The sequence below is a fragment of the Lishizhenia sp. genome, from assembly GCF_057456495.1.
In genome coordinates, this window is the sequence record NZ_JBVCPV010000056.1 from 1 (window position 1) to 16196 (window position 16196).

Sequence of the window (16196 nt, forward strand, 5' to 3'; positions counted from 1 at the left end):
ATATGAATTCGTGTGTACCATAATGAAGTATTTTCGTTGTGTATAATACCTAAGTATTTTAACACACATTATGATCAAATTATTATTGAGCCTTTCTTGTATACTCTTGGGATGGGGAGCTTTTGCTCAAACTATGAAGTTTACAGGGGTAGTAAATGATACGACCAATCAGAAGCCGCTAGAAAATGTAGTGGTAATGGCCGTGAACCTTTCCGATTCAGTATTATTAGGATTTACTCGAACAAATGCCGCAGGAGAATTTCTCTTAGATAGTATTCCTTTTGGAGAACTTGAGCTGTTATTTACACATCCTAAATTCGCAGATAAAAGTTACTACATTATCGGTAGTGAAATGAATAGAGATATTCATATTCCTAACGTTGTACTTCCGAATATTGCCACAGAACTACAAGAGGTGGTGATTTATGCCAACAAAGAACCTGTGTTTTTTAAAGGTGACACCTTGGTTTATCAAGCAGACTCCTTTAATGTAAAGCCCAACGCAGTGGTTGAAGATTTACTGAAACGTTTACCCGGTATAGAGGTAGACGAAGAGGGGAATATAAAATCTCAAGGTCAAGAAGTTGCCAAGGTTTTGGTGGATGGAGACGAGTTTTTTGGTGATGATCCAACGGTGGCTACGAAGAATTTAAATGCAGATGGAGTTCAAACCGTAGAAGTTTATGAAACGGTGGAAGATACTGGAGATGGAGAAGAGACCATACAGGTAATGGACGTTCGTTTAAAGGAAGGTGCGAAAAATGGTTATTTCGGTAAAATTGCCGGGGCGAGCGATTTTCAAAATTTCTACGAAGGTGAAATCCTGTTGAATCGTTTTAAAAATGACTTGAAAGTTTCTGTTTTTGGATTGGCTTCGAATACGCCGAATACGGGGTTTGGTTGGAGCGACGCGCGTAAGTTTGGATTAACCAACGAAATGGATATGGGGTATAGAGATGGAGTGATGTTTTCTAGTGGAAACGGGCGAACGGGATTACCTCAAAACTTTAAAGGTGGATTCTACTATACAGATAAGTTAGCGAAAGACTTAAAGCTCGGGTTCAATTATACGTTTAACAACAATAGTATTACCGAAAATACCAATAGAGTATCACAGTATATTTTTTCTGATACAACTTTTACGAATACGGATAATAACAGGGGGTATCAAGAACAGCTTTCACACAGTTTGAATTTTAATATGGAGTGGAAAATAGACTCTTTGACAACGCTAGAATTTGAACCGAGCGTAAACTTTGCATCGGGTGCTCAAAACCAAATAGATAGTTCAGAGTATTTCTCTTCCACAAACGCAAGAACTTCGGGTACTTATGTAAATAATAGTGTAACGAGCGAAACGGTTGATGTAAATTCGCTGTTGAGGTTGCGAAGAAACTTTAAAAAGAAGGATAGAAGCTTAGAGCTTGAATATCAATATGGATATTCTCAAGGTGAAAATTCAACACGTCTTATCTCAAATATTACCTACGAACCGGGTATAGGTATTCCGGATTCGTTGACAGATCAAAATAAATTAGGAAACAGCAACACCCAAGGGCATAGAGCATATTTAGAATATGTGGAACCTTTGAATAAAAAAATGAATATTCAACTTGATTATAAGTTTGATTATTTCTTTGGTGATCAGGGAAGAGAAGCTTATAACATCAATGGAGGTGCGCAAACCTTAGATTCTACCTTTTCTAATAATTTCTCAAACAAGAGGTTTGAAAATAGAATTGGTCTGTCTATGCAGTACGAAACCAAGAAGGATTTTATCATGATAGGAGCTGATTTTAGAAATGTAGAAATTGACAATTATGATATTTGGGGAGACACTACCTACAAACAATCGGTTTACAATATTTTGCCTCACTTGAGGTATACGCATAAGTTCAGTAAGTCGAAAAGATTAAGATTGAATTACAATACGCGTTCCTCTCAGCCAAGTTTAAATCAGTTACAGCCAATTCCGGATAACTCAAATCCAAACAGAATTTATGAAGGAAATCCTGATTTGATTCCTGATTATAGTCATAACTTAAACCTAAATTTCAACAATTGGAATGCGGTTACAGGAAGGTATATTTGGTCAGGGGCTTATGCCCAATATAACCCTATTGCTTTTTCAAGTGAGGTTACCTACTTAAATGATGGTAGAACGCGTTCAAAAACAATTAATGTAGAGGGAAATAAGTACGCAGGTGTTTATGGGGGAGCTGGAATTAATTTTTGGAAGAGGCAATTGGAGTTGAAACCAAAATTGAATATCAGTTATTCTGAAACGAAGAACATCATTAATGTGCCTGCTCAAGAGATAGAAGGCCTTGAGAATATTACTAAAAATGCTAATTTTTCAGGTGGTTTAGATGTTGAGTTAGACTTTGATAGCATTCGTGTAACATTTGGAGGGAACGTTGGATATAATATTCCTAAAAGTACTTTTGGAAATGCGAATCAGCCCTACTTTAGATACGATTACAACTTTAGGTATTATCACCAGTTGCCATGGAATATGGAATTTGAAACAAGTGTAGACTATGTTGTGAATACCAATAGATCAACCGGCTACAATATCAATCCTTTCATTCTTAACGCAAGTTTGGGGAAACGTTTTTTGAAAACTGAAAATCTTTTGATAGAGTTAAAGGCTAATGATATTTTCAATCAGAACATTAACTTAATTAGGAACATCCAAAATAACGTAATTGTTGACCAAACTACACAGGTTATCGCGCGATACTTCCTTTTAAAAGCAACCTTAAGATTTAACAACACTAAAACTTCAGAGAAAGATGAGCAATGGCATTATTAAAAAAGGCTTATTAATAGCCCTGATACTTTGCGCCTTTGGAAGTATAGCTCAAAGCTATCAAACAGAAGGGAGGGTTTACTTTGAGCGTAAAACTAACTTAGAAAAGAAATTCAAAGGAAGTGATTCACCTTGGACGAGAAGAATTAAAGTGAAGGATAAAATCGACAAGTTCGAACTTTTCTTCACGGATAGCACCTCTTTATTTCGTCCTATAGAAAGTGATATCCCAGATGAATTGAGCTGGGCGACAAGTAAAAATAAAGTTTACCAAAATTTCAATACGGGTGAGCGTATTACCTTGATGTCCTTTTGGAGTGGAGATTTACCTATAGAAGATTCTATAAAAGTGAGGGAGTGGAAAATGACCACAAGCGAGCGGAAAATTGCAGGTTATGATTGCCGCAAGGTGTTTTGGCAGGTAAATGATTCCCTACGTATTTATGCGTGGTATGCAGAAGAGATACCTGTTTCTACAGGGCCAGAGTCATTCAATGGACTGCCTGGTTTAATACTTGGCTTAGCTACTGAGGATGGAGGAGTAGTTTATTTTGCACGTGAAGTTGAGTTCAAAAAGGTAGAAGTAGAAGCAAAAATTCCTGAATACAAGAAAAAGGAGGTGAAATCAGAAGAAGAAATGCTGAAATTCTTGTTGGATAATTTTGCGCGTGATGCCTACATGAAAGCTTCCTTGCAAAATATGTTCATTTGGTAAAAAAAAAGTTTTTCATTAAGGGTTTTGATTTTCAGTTAGATATAGAAAAGAATAAAAAAACTTTGAAAAAAACTTCCAAAAGATGCTTGTAGATAAGAATTGTTTGTCTATATTTGCACCCGCATTACAACGGTAACGCAGTCAAAAATTGAAAGAATAACAAACGTTAGCTACAAGTTTAAGCGAGAGTAGCTCAGCTGGTAGAGCACAACCTTGCCAAGGTTGGGGTCGCGGGTTCGAATCCCGTCTCCCGCTCAGAGTTTTTATTAGCGCGTTTAATATAAAGATAGTCCGATGCTCGAGTGGTGGAATTGGTAGACACGCCGGACTTAAAATCCTGTGCTCTTTTTGGGCGTGCGGGTTCAAGTCCCGCCTCGAGTACTTAAAAAGAGATCTCTTCTAGAGGTCTCTTTTTTTTTTCAAAAAATTAAAGCATTCAGATTGGCTTCCACTTTCTGAATAACATGGCCCTCATTCACTTCGGTGTTTGAGGGTTTTTTTATGGTGTTAATTCTTCTTAACAAAAAACTCAAATTATTTACAATTGTAGGTGAAAACAAACAGCTTAACAAGATGTTAACTAGCTTGTTATAGATTCTATTCTGAAATTGAAAAACCTCATTTTACAGGTAAATTGCTCATAGAAATTGGCGTTTTCACGGTTTCATTTATAGCGGGGTGTTAACTACCCCTAAATTCTTTCCATTCGTCATTTTAGTTTTAAATTCTTGAAAAATTAATGCTTATTTGTTAGTTATTACTACTACACAAATACTGTATACTTATACCTTACAGCTGGACCGTATATAAATGAAATTATGTTAGATATACGAACCGATAAAACAATCAACGTGATCGATAATCAGGCGAAGCAATTTGCATCAGATTTAATAAAATATTGTTACGAAGGAAATTTGTTGCAACTCAAAGAACTCGTTGCCTTAGGGGCAGATGTTAATGTACCGGATGAAAATGGAGAACTTGTTTTACACAGTTCAATACGTGCAGGATACGATGAAATAACAAGCTTTTTGTTGTCTGTTAATGCAAACCCCAATTTATTGGACTTGTCAGGAAATGATGCCATGTATTATGCCGCAATGAAAAATAATATATCCGTTGCTAAAGAACTCTTCAACGAAGGTGCGTTTGTAGATGGACAAAAGGATGGAATGGTTCCTCCACTTATTACAGCAGCGTTATACAATTGTGGTGAGGTCGTTGAATTCCTTATATCCAAAGGAGCGGTTGTTGATATCAAAGACAAAAAAGGCAAAACAGCATTGTATTACGCCACGGCACAGAAGCATCAAAATGTAATAGAGATGTTATTAAAGGCAGGTGCTACTCCAGTAAAGTTGAACAATAAGGTGAATTCTAAAAAACCAGCTTGGAAGCGTTTCTTTAACTTTTAAATGCTGATTCCAAGCACGGTGATGTCATCTGTTTGTTCTTGACTACCTTTCCAGTTATTAAGCGCCTCTAAAAGGGCTGCTTTCTGACTATTCATGTCTTTTTGATGGATGTTCACGAGTAGTGATTTAAGGGTGTTTATCTTGAATTTTTTGCCGTAGGGTCCTCCAAATTGATCGGCAAAACCATCTGAAAGTAAATAAATTTTGTCATCCTTATTAAGCATGAGATTGCCTTTACTGAAATATGGGGTAGTATCTTGTAAACCGATAGGATTATTACTTGTTTTTAGGCGTGTCAATTTTCCTGCGCGTATATGGATTATTTGACTCTTAGCCGTACTGTAGTGTAATTCATGTGTACTATTGTTGATAGCAATCAGCGATATGTCTAAACCATCTCGAATATTTTCACTTTCGATATTGCTGTTGAAGATGTTGTTGATTTCATCATTTAAAAAGTTGAGCAAATCTTCTGTTGTTTTATTTTCAGCTAAACGCACGGCTTGATTAAGGGTGTTAATCGCTAAAACACTAATTAAGGCACCGGGTATACCATGTCCTGTACAGTCGCCAACAGCCACCAACGTATAGTTGTTTTTCACTCCATCTTCGTGGATATTGATGTTTTTTAACCAGTAAAAATCACCACTAACAATATCTTTCGGTTGATAAATTAGAAAGCTGTTCTTAATGTAATGTTGAATTTCTTTTTCTAAAGGAAGTAGTGCTTTTTGAACATTGTAGGAATAGGTAATAGATTTTAATATACTTGAATTTTGCTCTTCCAATACCTTACTTTGTTCGGAGATTTCTCTTTTTCTATCCTCTACCTTTTTGGAAAGTTTTAAATTCTCATGTTGTTTATACCTATTGGTTTTTACAAGTTGTTCAATTTTAAATTGTCTGAATTTTTTAAATCGAATCGAAATAGCAAGCGTCAATAATACGATTTCAAAAAATAAACCTATTTCAAGACTAAAACGCGTGAAATTTGAATACGGAAGTAACTGGAAGTTTGCACCGATGTAAATTAAAGCTCCTAGGAAAAAGATTAATAATGAAATGCTAATTAGCCATAATTCTTTGTTCAATTTATTCCAACTTTTAATAAAGGCTAAAACATAGAGAAACAAGAAAAGAATAGAAATTAGATTTACGAGCAAGTATTTGTAAACCTCTAAATAGAGCTGAGGTAAAAGGCAAAAAACAATGCCAATTGGAAGTAAAGAAACCAGCGTATTAAAGGTTTTGTGTAGGCGAGGTAAATGTTTTTGTGTGCTGAAGAAAAACTGGAAAAATCGGGTTAAAAAGATACAGGTTAAAATCACACAAATAGGTACTGCTACTTGCTGTATATATGGAGAGTTAGGCCATAACAATTGATAAGAATATCCTTGTAAGGTAAATATCAATAAGAGGAAAACACATAAGTACAAGGAGTAATAGATACTAGATCGTCTTTTTACCCATAGATAAAGGTTAAAGAGTATTGAAAGAATGATAACCCCGTATAATAAACCGAGATAAAAGTAAACATCGGCATCCTTTGTAATTAGACGATTATTATGTACTAAGGAAAGAGGGAGGTACAGGGGGGTTCCATAATTCGTTATTCGGATGTAGAAGCTAGATTTGTTCTGAATTGGAATTAAAAAATCTTTATTTATCCGTTTTCCAAAAGGAATTAGGTCTCCTGTTTCGTAGGATAATTGGATGTTGTGTTGTTCATCTTCATAATATACTTGTATACTGTCTAATAGAGGGTTGTCTATGGATAGAAAATTGTTCAACCAGTTAGAATCTAGTAGTTCAATTTTGAGGATAACATCTCCTTTGTAAAAACCGAAACTTTCTACCTTACAAGCAGAAGAAGTTTGGTATTTATATTCCGTAATGTTTTCAAGCTTAAATTGATCTGTATCTAGTTGCGTAAAAGCAACAGTAAAAGATGGGGTACAGTTAGCTAATACAAGGCTGTTAATGCCAATTAAGCAGAACAATATTAAAGTATAAATGTATTTCGGTAACATATTAAATTTCAATTCCAATAAAGGTGTAATCCTTGCGCTGATTTACTTTTAAATGCATCATATCGTCGAGCATAACCCTTTTTTGTTGCTCAATTGGTTTTAAACTAAGTCCCATGATATATTGAAGGAAGTAATGTTTTCCCTTGGTGTTGTAGGCTTCCTTAATTCCTTCCGTAAAGAGATAAACCTTATCATTTTTTTGAAGGGTTATGCCGTGTTCATGACTCTTGTATTTGTCGGCGTATTCTTCTACATTGTATTCATGATTTTCTTTGTCAACAGGCATACCGTCTCTAATGATTTCTATCATTTCAGTGTTTCCTGAAAAGGATAATTGTTGATTGATGTTGTTGTAAACTCCTACCAATAGGCTATGTTTTGAATTTACACCATTTCTGGCAAGTACAGCATCAAGTCTATGTTGTATATAATTGAATACTCTAGCCGTATTACTTAGTTTTTGAGAGTGAATGGAATTTCGAATGGTTTTTAAAATAAGGGCATTGATGAGTGTGCCTGGTATGCCTTTTTGATCGGGTTTCCCTATACAGAACAGCACTGAATCTGGATTGTTTTTGGTGCTTACTCGGGTTACCCAATAAAAATCGGTACTTAATATTTCTTTAGGTTCGAACATCAAAAAACTAGAGGGAAGTACACTGTGGATAGTAACTTCATTGGTGAGTAAAGAGTTCTGAATCCTTTTGGCATAACGGAATGAGTCTATGAGTTCTTTGTTCTTCAATTCTCGTTGCTTGCGTTGTTCCTGAAGGTACTGCGTTTCTTTATTGATTTTTTTCTCAAGATTGAGGTTGTTGTGATTTTTAATTTTTGTCAATTCTTTCAAACGCAATTCGGCATCTTCTCTGTAGGATGAAAATGCATCTATAATATAAACCGCAAGCATGATTACTAAAAGTGAGATGCAGGTGTATAAAATGTCATTAAAACTAAATTTAAACAGACTAAAACCACTAACTTTTAAAAGGTAAGCAACGACGAGAGTAACAACCGGAAAGTAGGCGATTAAGTATTTTTTATTGACATTTTTCTTTTTGCGCAGGGCGTCTATAATCAGAAGGAGTATCATACCTACTTGAAAGAAAAAGATGTAAATACTTGCATAGTTTAAGTACAAATAATACTCTTCTAACGGGATGCAGGAAAGAATAACTAGGAGCGTTTGTATATAGAAAGTAAAGGAGTAAATGATTCTCAAAGCTTTAGATTTCTTGCGAACACTAAAAAAGGAGTATGCAAAGATGAGGTGGATGAGAAGAAGTAGCTGAAATAAAATTCGACTTATCACATAGGTGTTCACTGCATAGGAGGTAAAAAGTGAACTCGATAAAGTTCCATCGTAAATGGCGAAACTTACAGCGAGTAGAAAGGTAAAGCTTAGGTTGAAAAGATATGCATTATCCTTTATTTGGATAAATAGAAAAGTATTTAGGATGATGAAAAATAAAAAGACACCATAGTAAATACCAAAGCCCATTTGTTCCCTTACATTTTTCCTTAACAAGGTGCTTTCATCAAGCAAGTTTAGTCTAAGGTTTGTGATAATACTTGGGTTACTGAGTCGGTAGTAATTCAGATCGTGATGAATATTTAGAATGAAGTGTTCATGACATAAGCTTCTTTGATTACAGGGAACCTCGTACCCGGAACTATCTATTTTAATAAAGTGATTATTTACTTTTTTGTATTGCTCTATTTTAGGGAGTAATTTATTGATAATCTTTAGGTACTTTTTGTTTTGGAAGCGTCTACCGTCCACACGTACCCAGATATATTTATCGGTGATGTCAACATGGTCACTCGCCGCGTACGTCGTGTATAGTTCCTCATGGTCAACAATAGAAAGCTCCGCTGATGAACTTGTGAAATAGGTTAGAGAGTTTATGTCATAGGCATTCGGTTCTTTCCCTGAAGAAAAAATGAAAACTACCAATAAGGGTAGTAGTAATAGCGGTATGGAACGACTAATATTCATAATGAAACTAGTCCAGTTATAAAGGCAAGAATCTTAAAGTTAAAGCAATATCTATGATTTCAAATAACTTAGTATTATAATTTTAATCCAATAATACTCATGTCATCGATTTGTTCTAGTTTTCCTTTCCAATTGCACATGAAATCTTCCAGTTTTTCGTGCTGTTGCTTGGTGGGGAGGTGACAGATTTCTAGTAAGAGTTTTTTGAATTCTTTTTGTTTTAACTTTTTGTTTTTTATCCCTCCAAATTGGTCAGGATACCCATCCGTAAACAAATAAATAAGGTCACCCTTTTCTAACTGTAAAGACTGTTGTTTGTATTCGAATTCAACATTGAGGGATCCAATAGGGTTTCTGTCTCCTTTTAAGGGGATAAGACTGTCTTTTCGGATGACATATATATTGGCGTTAGCCCCGGCAAATTCTAATTGATTTTGATTGAGGTCTAACTTACAAATAGAAATATCCATTCCATCTCTAATGGTCTTTTTATTTTCTTTTGCTAAGGCAATATTGAATTGTTTATTGGTATATTTTAATATGTCCGCAGGCTGATTAAGTTGAGCTTGCTTCAAGGCGTTGTTGAGGGTGTTTAATCCAAGAATACTGAGCATTGCACCGGGAACACCATGACCTGTGCAGTCTGCTAACGCAAGCATTACAGTTCCCTTGTTTTCGTTTATCCAATAGAAATCACCACTCACGATATCTTTAGGCTTGAAATACACGAAAGCATTTAATTTGTTTTCGATGTCTTCTTTTAACGGCATCACCGAATTCTGAATACGTTGCGCGTAATTTATAGAGTCTAGAATTTCTGTGTTTTTGACCTCTAATTGATTTGATTTTTCAGATAACTGAGCTGTTCTCAGATTTACTTTGTCTTCTAGTATATTGGCTTGTTCTTTAATTAATGCGTTCTTTTCTTTCAACTGTGTAAGCGCTTCTTCTTTGTACATTTTAAAGCGATCAACGATAGCAAAAGAAAGCAAGATTACCTCAAAAGAAGATCCTATTTGCAGACTATATTGGGTTAGGAAATTGGTAGAAACCAAACCGAAATTTTTCAGTAAGAAAATGAATACAGAGATGAAAAGTAAAACAAAAGCTAAAAAGAAAAATCTAGCTGGTCTGAAGTTTTTACGAACGGCATATATAGAAATGGGGATAATAGCAACATTCAATATTAAGGTGATGACATTTACAGCTACTACTGCTATTTTATAACAAATATCTATGGGTAAACAGGATAAAATGAAAATGACAATTAAAACACCACTTGTGATATTTAGCCAAAGATTTACTTTAGGCATTAAGGTTTTAAGCTGAAGAAATGATTGGACAAAGAGGATTAGGAAAAACACGCCTAAACTAGCCATCATAGGTAGCATGTGGTTTGCCAAAAACGGACTAAAAGGCCAGAGATATTGGAAACCGTGTCCACCTAAGCCTAACTGCAGTAGCATTAAGCCTATTAAATAAAGTACGTAATAGAAGTTGGGGGTGAGTTTGATTCTAAAATAAATAAAGAGGTTAAATAAGAGTACAAAAAGTATAATCCCGTAGTAAATTCCGAGTACGAATTGTTCTTCGTTATCTCTTTTATTCAGTGTTTTTTTAGAAAAGATATTTACAGGGATGGAAAACTGATCACCTCCATTGTCAAATCGCATGATAATGGTTTGAGCTCCCGTTAACGGAAGTTGAAAATATCTGTGTTCTATGGCTCTTTTGGAGAAGGGTAATTTGTCTCCAACCTGAAATTCTTCGAAGTACGTACCATAATTTTTTACGTATAAACTTACGTGGTCTAGGTACGGGTTTTTAAGTTCTAGGATGTACTCAAAAGTCTTGGGAGCTGTAATGTTTAGTTTTACCCAAACTACACCATCATAAAAACCAAAATTTAACGTGTTTTGATTTAAGTAATTAAATTGTTCATGAGGTAGATTATCTATATTGAATAACCTGTCCTTATCCATGATTACTTCCATGTTGGAAGCATCCAATTCTAGTACAGTTAAATTTCTATCCACTTGTATAGCTTCTCCTTGCTTTGGAAGCAAAATCAAGAGGAAGAAAATGATGATATTTAGTTGTTTCATTTTCTATCGCTGTACCAAAATTAAAAGCTCCATACAATGTGTAAAGAGCTTTTCGATGAGTAACATTAATTTTAGTTAAAAACCGTGTTTTAAACTTCAAACGCTTGAGAATGGATAATGTTCCCGTTCATACTTAATTTAACGCTGTATTTTCCAGGTTTCCATCCTTCAACTTTTAAATTGAAACCAAAACTGTAGCTTCCAGGCCTAGTAATTGGAAGTCCGTCTCCTAAATGTTTGATGAGTTCATCGTTTTCATCGTATACGGCATAGCTCAATTTTCCAGATCTTTTAAATTCATACTGCAGATCTCCTTTTACTTCAACAGGTTGGCGCGCAATGTTGCGTTCTTCATCCATTTCGTAATCGGTTACCGTACTGTACCAGTTGTCCTCTATGTTTTTAATTCTAGCAACTTCTTTACGCAAATTTTTGACCATAGGGTTTTCGATGTCGTAAATGTCACTAATACTATTGTTGTCTGAAATTGCCCAAACGGCAGCTTGCTTCGAGTGGTCATCAAGTCTTTTGTTATTACAGAATTTCGCTAAGGATAATAGGTCCTTTGATTTAGCAGTACTCATCGTAAACCCAGAACTTTCGTTTGGTGCAGCATTGTTTGCCTGGCAGCAATACCCCAATAAAGGATAACTTTCCTCTTGGTTAGACTGAACAAAAATGTCTTGGTCTTCCAAGATGAATATGTCTTGATCATACTCGTCGTCTGAAATAAATTGGGTTCCGTGAGGGATGGTGAGGGGTTGTTTTTTTCCTTTGAGCCATTTTATTTTAACATTGATGGCTTCTCCACTGTAATCACCTGTAGATTCGAATTTAGCTTCGACCATACCTTTGTCGATGGCTTCCTGAAGTGTTAATGGGGTAGGGGTGTTAAAATAGCCTAGAGCTAAGGCTGAGAATAGCAAGAGTAAACTTTTCATGATACGTGTTTTTAAGATAGAAACTAAAGATGCTCAATAGAAAGTATGAGCATCTTTAACTTCATAATCTAATCTTTCGTGAAAAGTTACAAATTAATTACCTTCCAATGGCAAATATAGTTGGTCGCTTATGCAAGTCAAAAGCATTATCACGCCAATCTTTCACGGTCATGGTCTGGATACGCTCTGTAGGAAGTGTTAAATCACAGGCAATACAGATTTTAGTATCATCCATTAAATCATTCAATAAATCCTCCAATACGTTCATGTTTCTAAAAGGTGTGTCCATGAACAAGTGCGTTGTGCCATTTCTTCTGGCATCACCTTCAAAATCTTTCAAAGACTTGATACGCTCTTTTCTTACTTTAGGTAAATACCCGTGAAAAGAAAAACTTTGTCCGTTAAAACCACTTCCCATCAAGGCCAATAGTATAGAAGAAGGTCCTGTTAAAGGAGAAACAAAATGACCTTTTTCATGTGCCAAGGCTACTAATTCAGCACCTGGATCTGCAATTCCCGGACAACCTGCCTCCGAAATAATTGCAACATTATCTCCATTGCTTAAAGGTTTAAGCATTTTGTATAATTCAGCAGGATCTGTCTTTTTATTAAGGATGAAAAACGTGCTATCGTCGATAGGAAAGCTTCTGTCCATTTTACGCAAATACCTTCTTGCTGTTTTAATATCTTCAACCGCAAAAAATCTCGTCTCTTTTGCAAATTCACTTACTTCTTCCGGGATGACGTGTTTGTATCCTTCAGAACCCAGTGTTGTAGGGAGTAAATAAAGTTTTCCTTTTGCCATTATTTTAAATATTTTTCTACGATTTTATCCGTTGCTATATCAAGCATGTTGTACACATCAACAAATCCCTGATCACCTCCATAGTAAGGGTCTGGAACTTCTAAATTCATGCCTGGGTTAGATTCGTTAAGTATCATCTTAACCTTTGCTTCATCTGCTTGATTACGCGCTAATTTTAAGATGTTGTTGTAATTACTTTTATCCATAGCGTAAATGATATCGAATTGATCGAAATCTGCCACTTCAAATTGTCTTGCTCTTAAAAAATCTATAGGGGTACCAAGATTTTTACCTGTTGCTTGCATCCTTGGGTCTGGAGCTTCACCAACGTGGTAGGCAGCTGTTCCCGCAGAATCTACATAGGTGTCTAAATTATGTTCTTGTACTTTTCTTCGGAGTAACCCATCTGCAATAGGAGATCTACAGATGTTCCCCAAACAAACCATTAATATTTTCATAGCTCTTATGTTGCGCTTTGTTTTTTTATGATTTTATAAAAGAGTTTTGGAAAAAAGCGTTTAACGGTAACCGCTAATATTTCTTTGTTTCCAATTAATACTTCTTTTTTATTTTGTTTGAAAGCTTTTAAAAGGTGTTGAATACACTCCTCCACAGGCATACCTGTAGCTTGATTATGATCCATAACCCCGTGCGCGCCTCCGTCTTTGTTTAATGCGTGTTTGGAAATATCTGTATTGATTTTTCCAGGGAAGACCATCAGTACATCAATGTTATTTTTTTCTTCCTCCAATCGAAGGGCTTCATAAAACCCTTGAAGTGCGTGTTTCGAAGCTGCATAGGCAGAACGCAAGAAAAACCCGAACTTTCCGGCAATACTTGAAATTACGATGATTTTACCATGTTTTTGTTTTTGAAAAACAGGGATTACAGCTTTGGTCATGGCTATGTTTCCAAAATAATTGATTTCCATCAATCTTCTGTCTACCGCCAAGGGTGTTTCATGAGCTTCAGAACGTTGAGATAAACCTCCGTTATTCATCAGTACATCAATTCTTCCAAAATGATTAACCACAGTTTCAACCTTAGGAGAGAAATTAGCGTTGTCTTCTAAATCTAAGGGTACTACCAAATGGTCGTCTGGTCGCTCTAGACTGTTTTTAACTTGGTTTAATTTATCCTCATTTCTGGCTGATAACACAATTTTTGCACCGAGTGCGGCACATTGTTTGGCCATTTCTGCACCAATTCCGGAGCTTGCTCCTGTTATCCAAATTACCTTATTTGCTAACCAACTCATAAGGCGCAAAATTAAGTTTTTATTTAGATATTACTCTTCAAAGTAGTGAGTATATATGGTCCTTTAAAATAATGGACAGTTTTATCATTTATGTGTTAATCGTTAATGATGGTGAGAAATCCAGTATAGGGTTTGGCATCTTTATCTGCAGTATCTTCATAGTAAATGAAAAAATAGGTTCCGTCAGATAAGCCCTTTCCATCAAAAGTGTTGTCGTAGTGGTCTTTTTCATAGATTGGATTACCCCAGCGATTCACTATCTCCAAACGATTTCTTGGGTGTTTTTCTGAGTTTTTTATGATGAAATAATCATTCATTCCATCTCCGTTGGCCGTAATTACATTGGGTACAATTGGTTTACATTCATTCAATTCTAGCTCCATGGTGTCTGAAAAATAACAACCATTTTCATCTATGTTGGTGAGGATTATCGTATTGAAGTCAGCTTCTACAAAATAAGGATTATCATCACTACCATTCTCCCAATAGTAATTGTTTACCTCTTCGGGTGGATATATTCCGTAAAACTCCTTTCTGCAAATTAATGTGTCATTGCCTAAAGAAAATTCAAGAGGAGCATAAACTTCTAAATAAAGGGAGTCTGAAAAATTACAAAATCCAAAAACTTCAATTTCTACACTGTACCAACCCACATGAGAGGAGTCTAAATTAAAGATATCTATCGTTGGATTACTTGTGTTACTACCGTCTGGATATGTCCAGTAAAAATCGGTATTTGGAATTTCATCCGCATATAAACTCAAGTCTGTACCTAAACAAGCAGACGTGTCTAATTGTACAAAGAAATTGTGGTTGTTTGTATTGTATACTTTTACAGAGTCTGGGATAAAAGGACAATTGTTAACATCCAGCCCTTGTAATACATAATAACCATCTTCGAAATATTGATCAACGTATAAGGTTTCCTCATCGATGAAATAGGTGTTTTCAAATTCCCAGTACAGTTCATTATAACTATTAACGGTATCATAAACTTCATCAGTTGAAGTTTTACAAATGAAACTGGTGTCTTTATTCAATTGAAGGTAATGGGTAGGGTATACAGTAATGTACATGGAATCCTCTATACTACAATACGTGTTACTCGCTGTTAAATAATACATACCACTATTGTTTTCGTCTATAGGGTAAATCATAAAGTTATTACCAGAAAATTGCTCGTTATTACTGTTGGACCAATTATAGTTTTCTGCCGAAGCTTGTGTTGCTAATATTAGCGTGTCGTCATGACAATAAAAATCGTCCATAGCAAAGATTATTTCACTAGGTAATTCACTTATTGAAACTTGAAAACTATCAGTGTAAGGACCACAGTAGGGTCTGTCAACGATATAAACTAACGTAAAAGAGTCTATTAATTCAGGTACCACATAGCTGTTTTGAGTAGAAACCAAGTTGTTGTCTAAATACCATTCTATACTTCCATTTCCTGTATACTCGAAAATTCCCGAATCTCCTGCACATAGGGTAGTATCTGGATAATTAAAGTTTTCATTGCCAAAAAAGTACCCAATTGCAACGGTGTCTGTATTCGCAGTACATCCATCAGCTGAGGTGGCTGTAACAAAATAATCTCCCGGTGTGCTTACCCAAATACCAGAAGTGTTTTCTCCATTGGGTGACCAATTGTAACTAGCAAGCCCTGATGTAGTTTCTACATAAATAGAATCTCCAATACAAAAGAGCGTGTCTCCCACATTTAAACCAGGTGATATGGACATGTCTTGTACAAATATTGAGTCTGTAGTAGTAATGTTACAGAGCTCTATGGTACAATAATAATAACCGGGATCATATACCATAATGCCTGGGGTAGTATCTCCTGTAGGTGACCACTGAAAAGAAGGCGTTCCGTAATAATTTACTTCTAAATAAATGCTGTCGTCATTACAAATTGTTGGAGTTCCGTTAATGTTGATGTTTGGTGTTGTATACTCTGTAACAGTAATATAGTCAGAAACGAGCTGACAAGAATCATAATCCATCACAATACAATAATAATCACCATTATCTGTCACCCAAATATTGTTCGTATCTCCAACACTGTTTCCATTTGGTCCTATCCAATTATAACTTAGTCCTGCGGTACCTATCTCTA

The 16196-nt window shown here is 35.5% G+C and carries 11 protein-coding genes and 2 tRNA genes; 5 read left to right on the top strand and 8 right to left on the bottom strand.

Features of this window, described 5'->3' with window-relative positions:
- Window positions 1-70 precede the first annotated feature (70 nt).
- From AC22ZQ_RS05805 to AC22ZQ_RS05825, 5 genes are all read left to right on the top strand, one after another.
- Window positions 71-2815 carry an outer membrane beta-barrel protein gene (locus AC22ZQ_RS05805; protein ID WP_318957841.1) on the top strand — a complete coding sequence of 915 codons (2745 nt, stop codon included), beginning with the start codon at window positions 71-73 and terminating at the stop codon, window positions 2813-2815.
- A complete protein-coding gene (locus tag AC22ZQ_RS05810) occupies window positions 2796-3527 on the top strand; it encodes a GLPGLI family protein (RefSeq protein WP_318957842.1) in 732 nt (243 codons plus the stop codon). The genes AC22ZQ_RS05805 and AC22ZQ_RS05810 overlap by 20 nt, the downstream gene beginning before the upstream one ends.
- Window positions 3528-3709: 182 nt before the next feature.
- Window positions 3710-3782 (top strand) — tRNA-Gly (locus tag AC22ZQ_RS05815).
- Window positions 3783-3823: 41 nt separating this feature from the next.
- A tRNA-Leu gene (locus AC22ZQ_RS05820) sits at window positions 3824-3908 on the top strand.
- Between the two features lie 437 nt (window positions 3909-4345).
- Complete coding sequence (locus AC22ZQ_RS05825; protein WP_318957843.1) at window positions 4346-4942, top strand: ankyrin repeat domain-containing protein; 597 nt, start codon at window positions 4346-4348, stop codon at window positions 4940-4942.
- Here AC22ZQ_RS05825 and AC22ZQ_RS05830 read toward each other — a convergent pair.
- The 8 genes from AC22ZQ_RS05830 to AC22ZQ_RS05865 all read right to left on the bottom strand — a co-directional run.
- Complete coding sequence (locus AC22ZQ_RS05830; RefSeq protein ID WP_318957844.1) at window positions 4939-6972, bottom strand: 7TM diverse intracellular signaling domain-containing protein; 2034 nt, start codon at window positions 6970-6972, stop codon at window positions 4939-4941. The genes AC22ZQ_RS05825 and AC22ZQ_RS05830 overlap by 4 nt on opposite strands.
- A 1-nt stretch (window position 6973) precedes the next feature.
- Window positions 6974-8968 (bottom strand): 7TM diverse intracellular signaling domain-containing protein, encoded by a 1995-nt coding sequence (locus AC22ZQ_RS05835; protein ID WP_318957845.1) that lies wholly within the window; start codon window positions 8966-8968, stop codon window positions 6974-6976.
- A 74-nt stretch (window positions 8969-9042) separates the two neighbouring features.
- Window positions 9043-11073 (bottom strand): 7TM diverse intracellular signaling domain-containing protein, encoded by a 2031-nt coding sequence (locus AC22ZQ_RS05840; RefSeq protein ID WP_318957846.1) that lies wholly within the window; start codon window positions 11071-11073, stop codon window positions 9043-9045.
- 89 nt (window positions 11074-11162) lie between these two features.
- Window positions 11163-12014, bottom strand: a complete 852-nt coding sequence (locus tag AC22ZQ_RS05845) for a hypothetical protein (RefSeq protein ID WP_318957847.1) — start codon at window positions 12012-12014, stop codon at window positions 11163-11165.
- Between the two features lie 97 nt (window positions 12015-12111).
- Window positions 12112-12819 carry an SAM-dependent methyltransferase gene (locus AC22ZQ_RS05850; RefSeq protein WP_318957848.1) on the bottom strand — a complete coding sequence of 236 codons (708 nt, stop codon included), beginning with the start codon at window positions 12817-12819 and terminating at the stop codon, window positions 12112-12114.
- A complete protein-coding gene (locus AC22ZQ_RS05855; protein ID WP_318957849.1) occupies window positions 12819-13277 on the bottom strand; it encodes a low molecular weight protein-tyrosine-phosphatase in 459 nt (152 codons plus the stop codon). The genes AC22ZQ_RS05850 and AC22ZQ_RS05855 overlap by 1 nt, the downstream gene beginning before the upstream one ends.
- A 5-nt stretch (window positions 13278-13282) precedes the next feature.
- Window positions 13283-14077, bottom strand: a complete 795-nt coding sequence (locus AC22ZQ_RS05860; RefSeq protein WP_318957850.1) for an SDR family oxidoreductase — start codon at window positions 14075-14077, stop codon at window positions 13283-13285.
- A gap of 95 nt (window positions 14078-14172) precedes the next feature.
- The coding region (locus tag AC22ZQ_RS05865; RefSeq protein ID WP_318957851.1) for a T9SS type B sorting domain-containing protein at window positions 14173-16196 on the bottom strand (2024 nt) is incomplete at its 5' end.

What these genes read in the sequence shown, in the direction of transcription:
- AC22ZQ_RS05840 (WP_318957846.1), bottom strand. Translation starts at nt 11,073, where the DNA reads ATGAAACAACTAAATATCATCATTTTCTTCCTCTTGATTTTGCTTCCA.
- AC22ZQ_RS05855 (WP_318957849.1), bottom strand. Translation starts at nt 13,277, where the DNA reads ATGAAAATATTAATGGTTTGTTTGGGGAACATCTGTAGATCTCCTATT.
- AC22ZQ_RS05810 (WP_318957842.1), top strand. Translation starts at nt 2,796, where the DNA reads ATGAGCAATGGCATTATTAAAAAAGGCTTATTAATAGCCCTGATACTT.
- AC22ZQ_RS05805 (WP_318957841.1), top strand. Translation starts at nt 71, where the DNA reads ATGATCAAATTATTATTGAGCCTTTCTTGTATACTCTTGGGATGGGGA.
- AC22ZQ_RS05850 (WP_318957848.1), bottom strand. Translation starts at nt 12,819, where the DNA reads ATGGCAAAAGGAAAACTTTATTTACTCCCTACAACACTGGGTTCTGAA.
- AC22ZQ_RS05845 (WP_318957847.1), bottom strand. Translation starts at nt 12,014, where the DNA reads ATGAAAAGTTTACTCTTGCTATTCTCAGCCTTAGCTCTAGGCTATTTT.
- AC22ZQ_RS05835 (WP_318957845.1), bottom strand. Translation starts at nt 8,968, where the DNA reads ATGAATATTAGTCGTTCCATACCGCTATTACTACTACCCTTATTGGTA.
- AC22ZQ_RS05830 (WP_318957844.1), bottom strand. Translation starts at nt 6,972, where the DNA reads ATGTTACCGAAATACATTTATACTTTAATATTGTTCTGCTTAATTGGC.
- AC22ZQ_RS05825 (WP_318957843.1), top strand. Translation starts at nt 4,346, where the DNA reads ATGTTAGATATACGAACCGATAAAACAATCAACGTGATCGATAATCAG.
- AC22ZQ_RS05860 (WP_318957850.1), bottom strand. Translation starts at nt 14,077, where the DNA reads ATGAGTTGGTTAGCAAATAAGGTAATTTGGATAACAGGAGCAAGCTCC.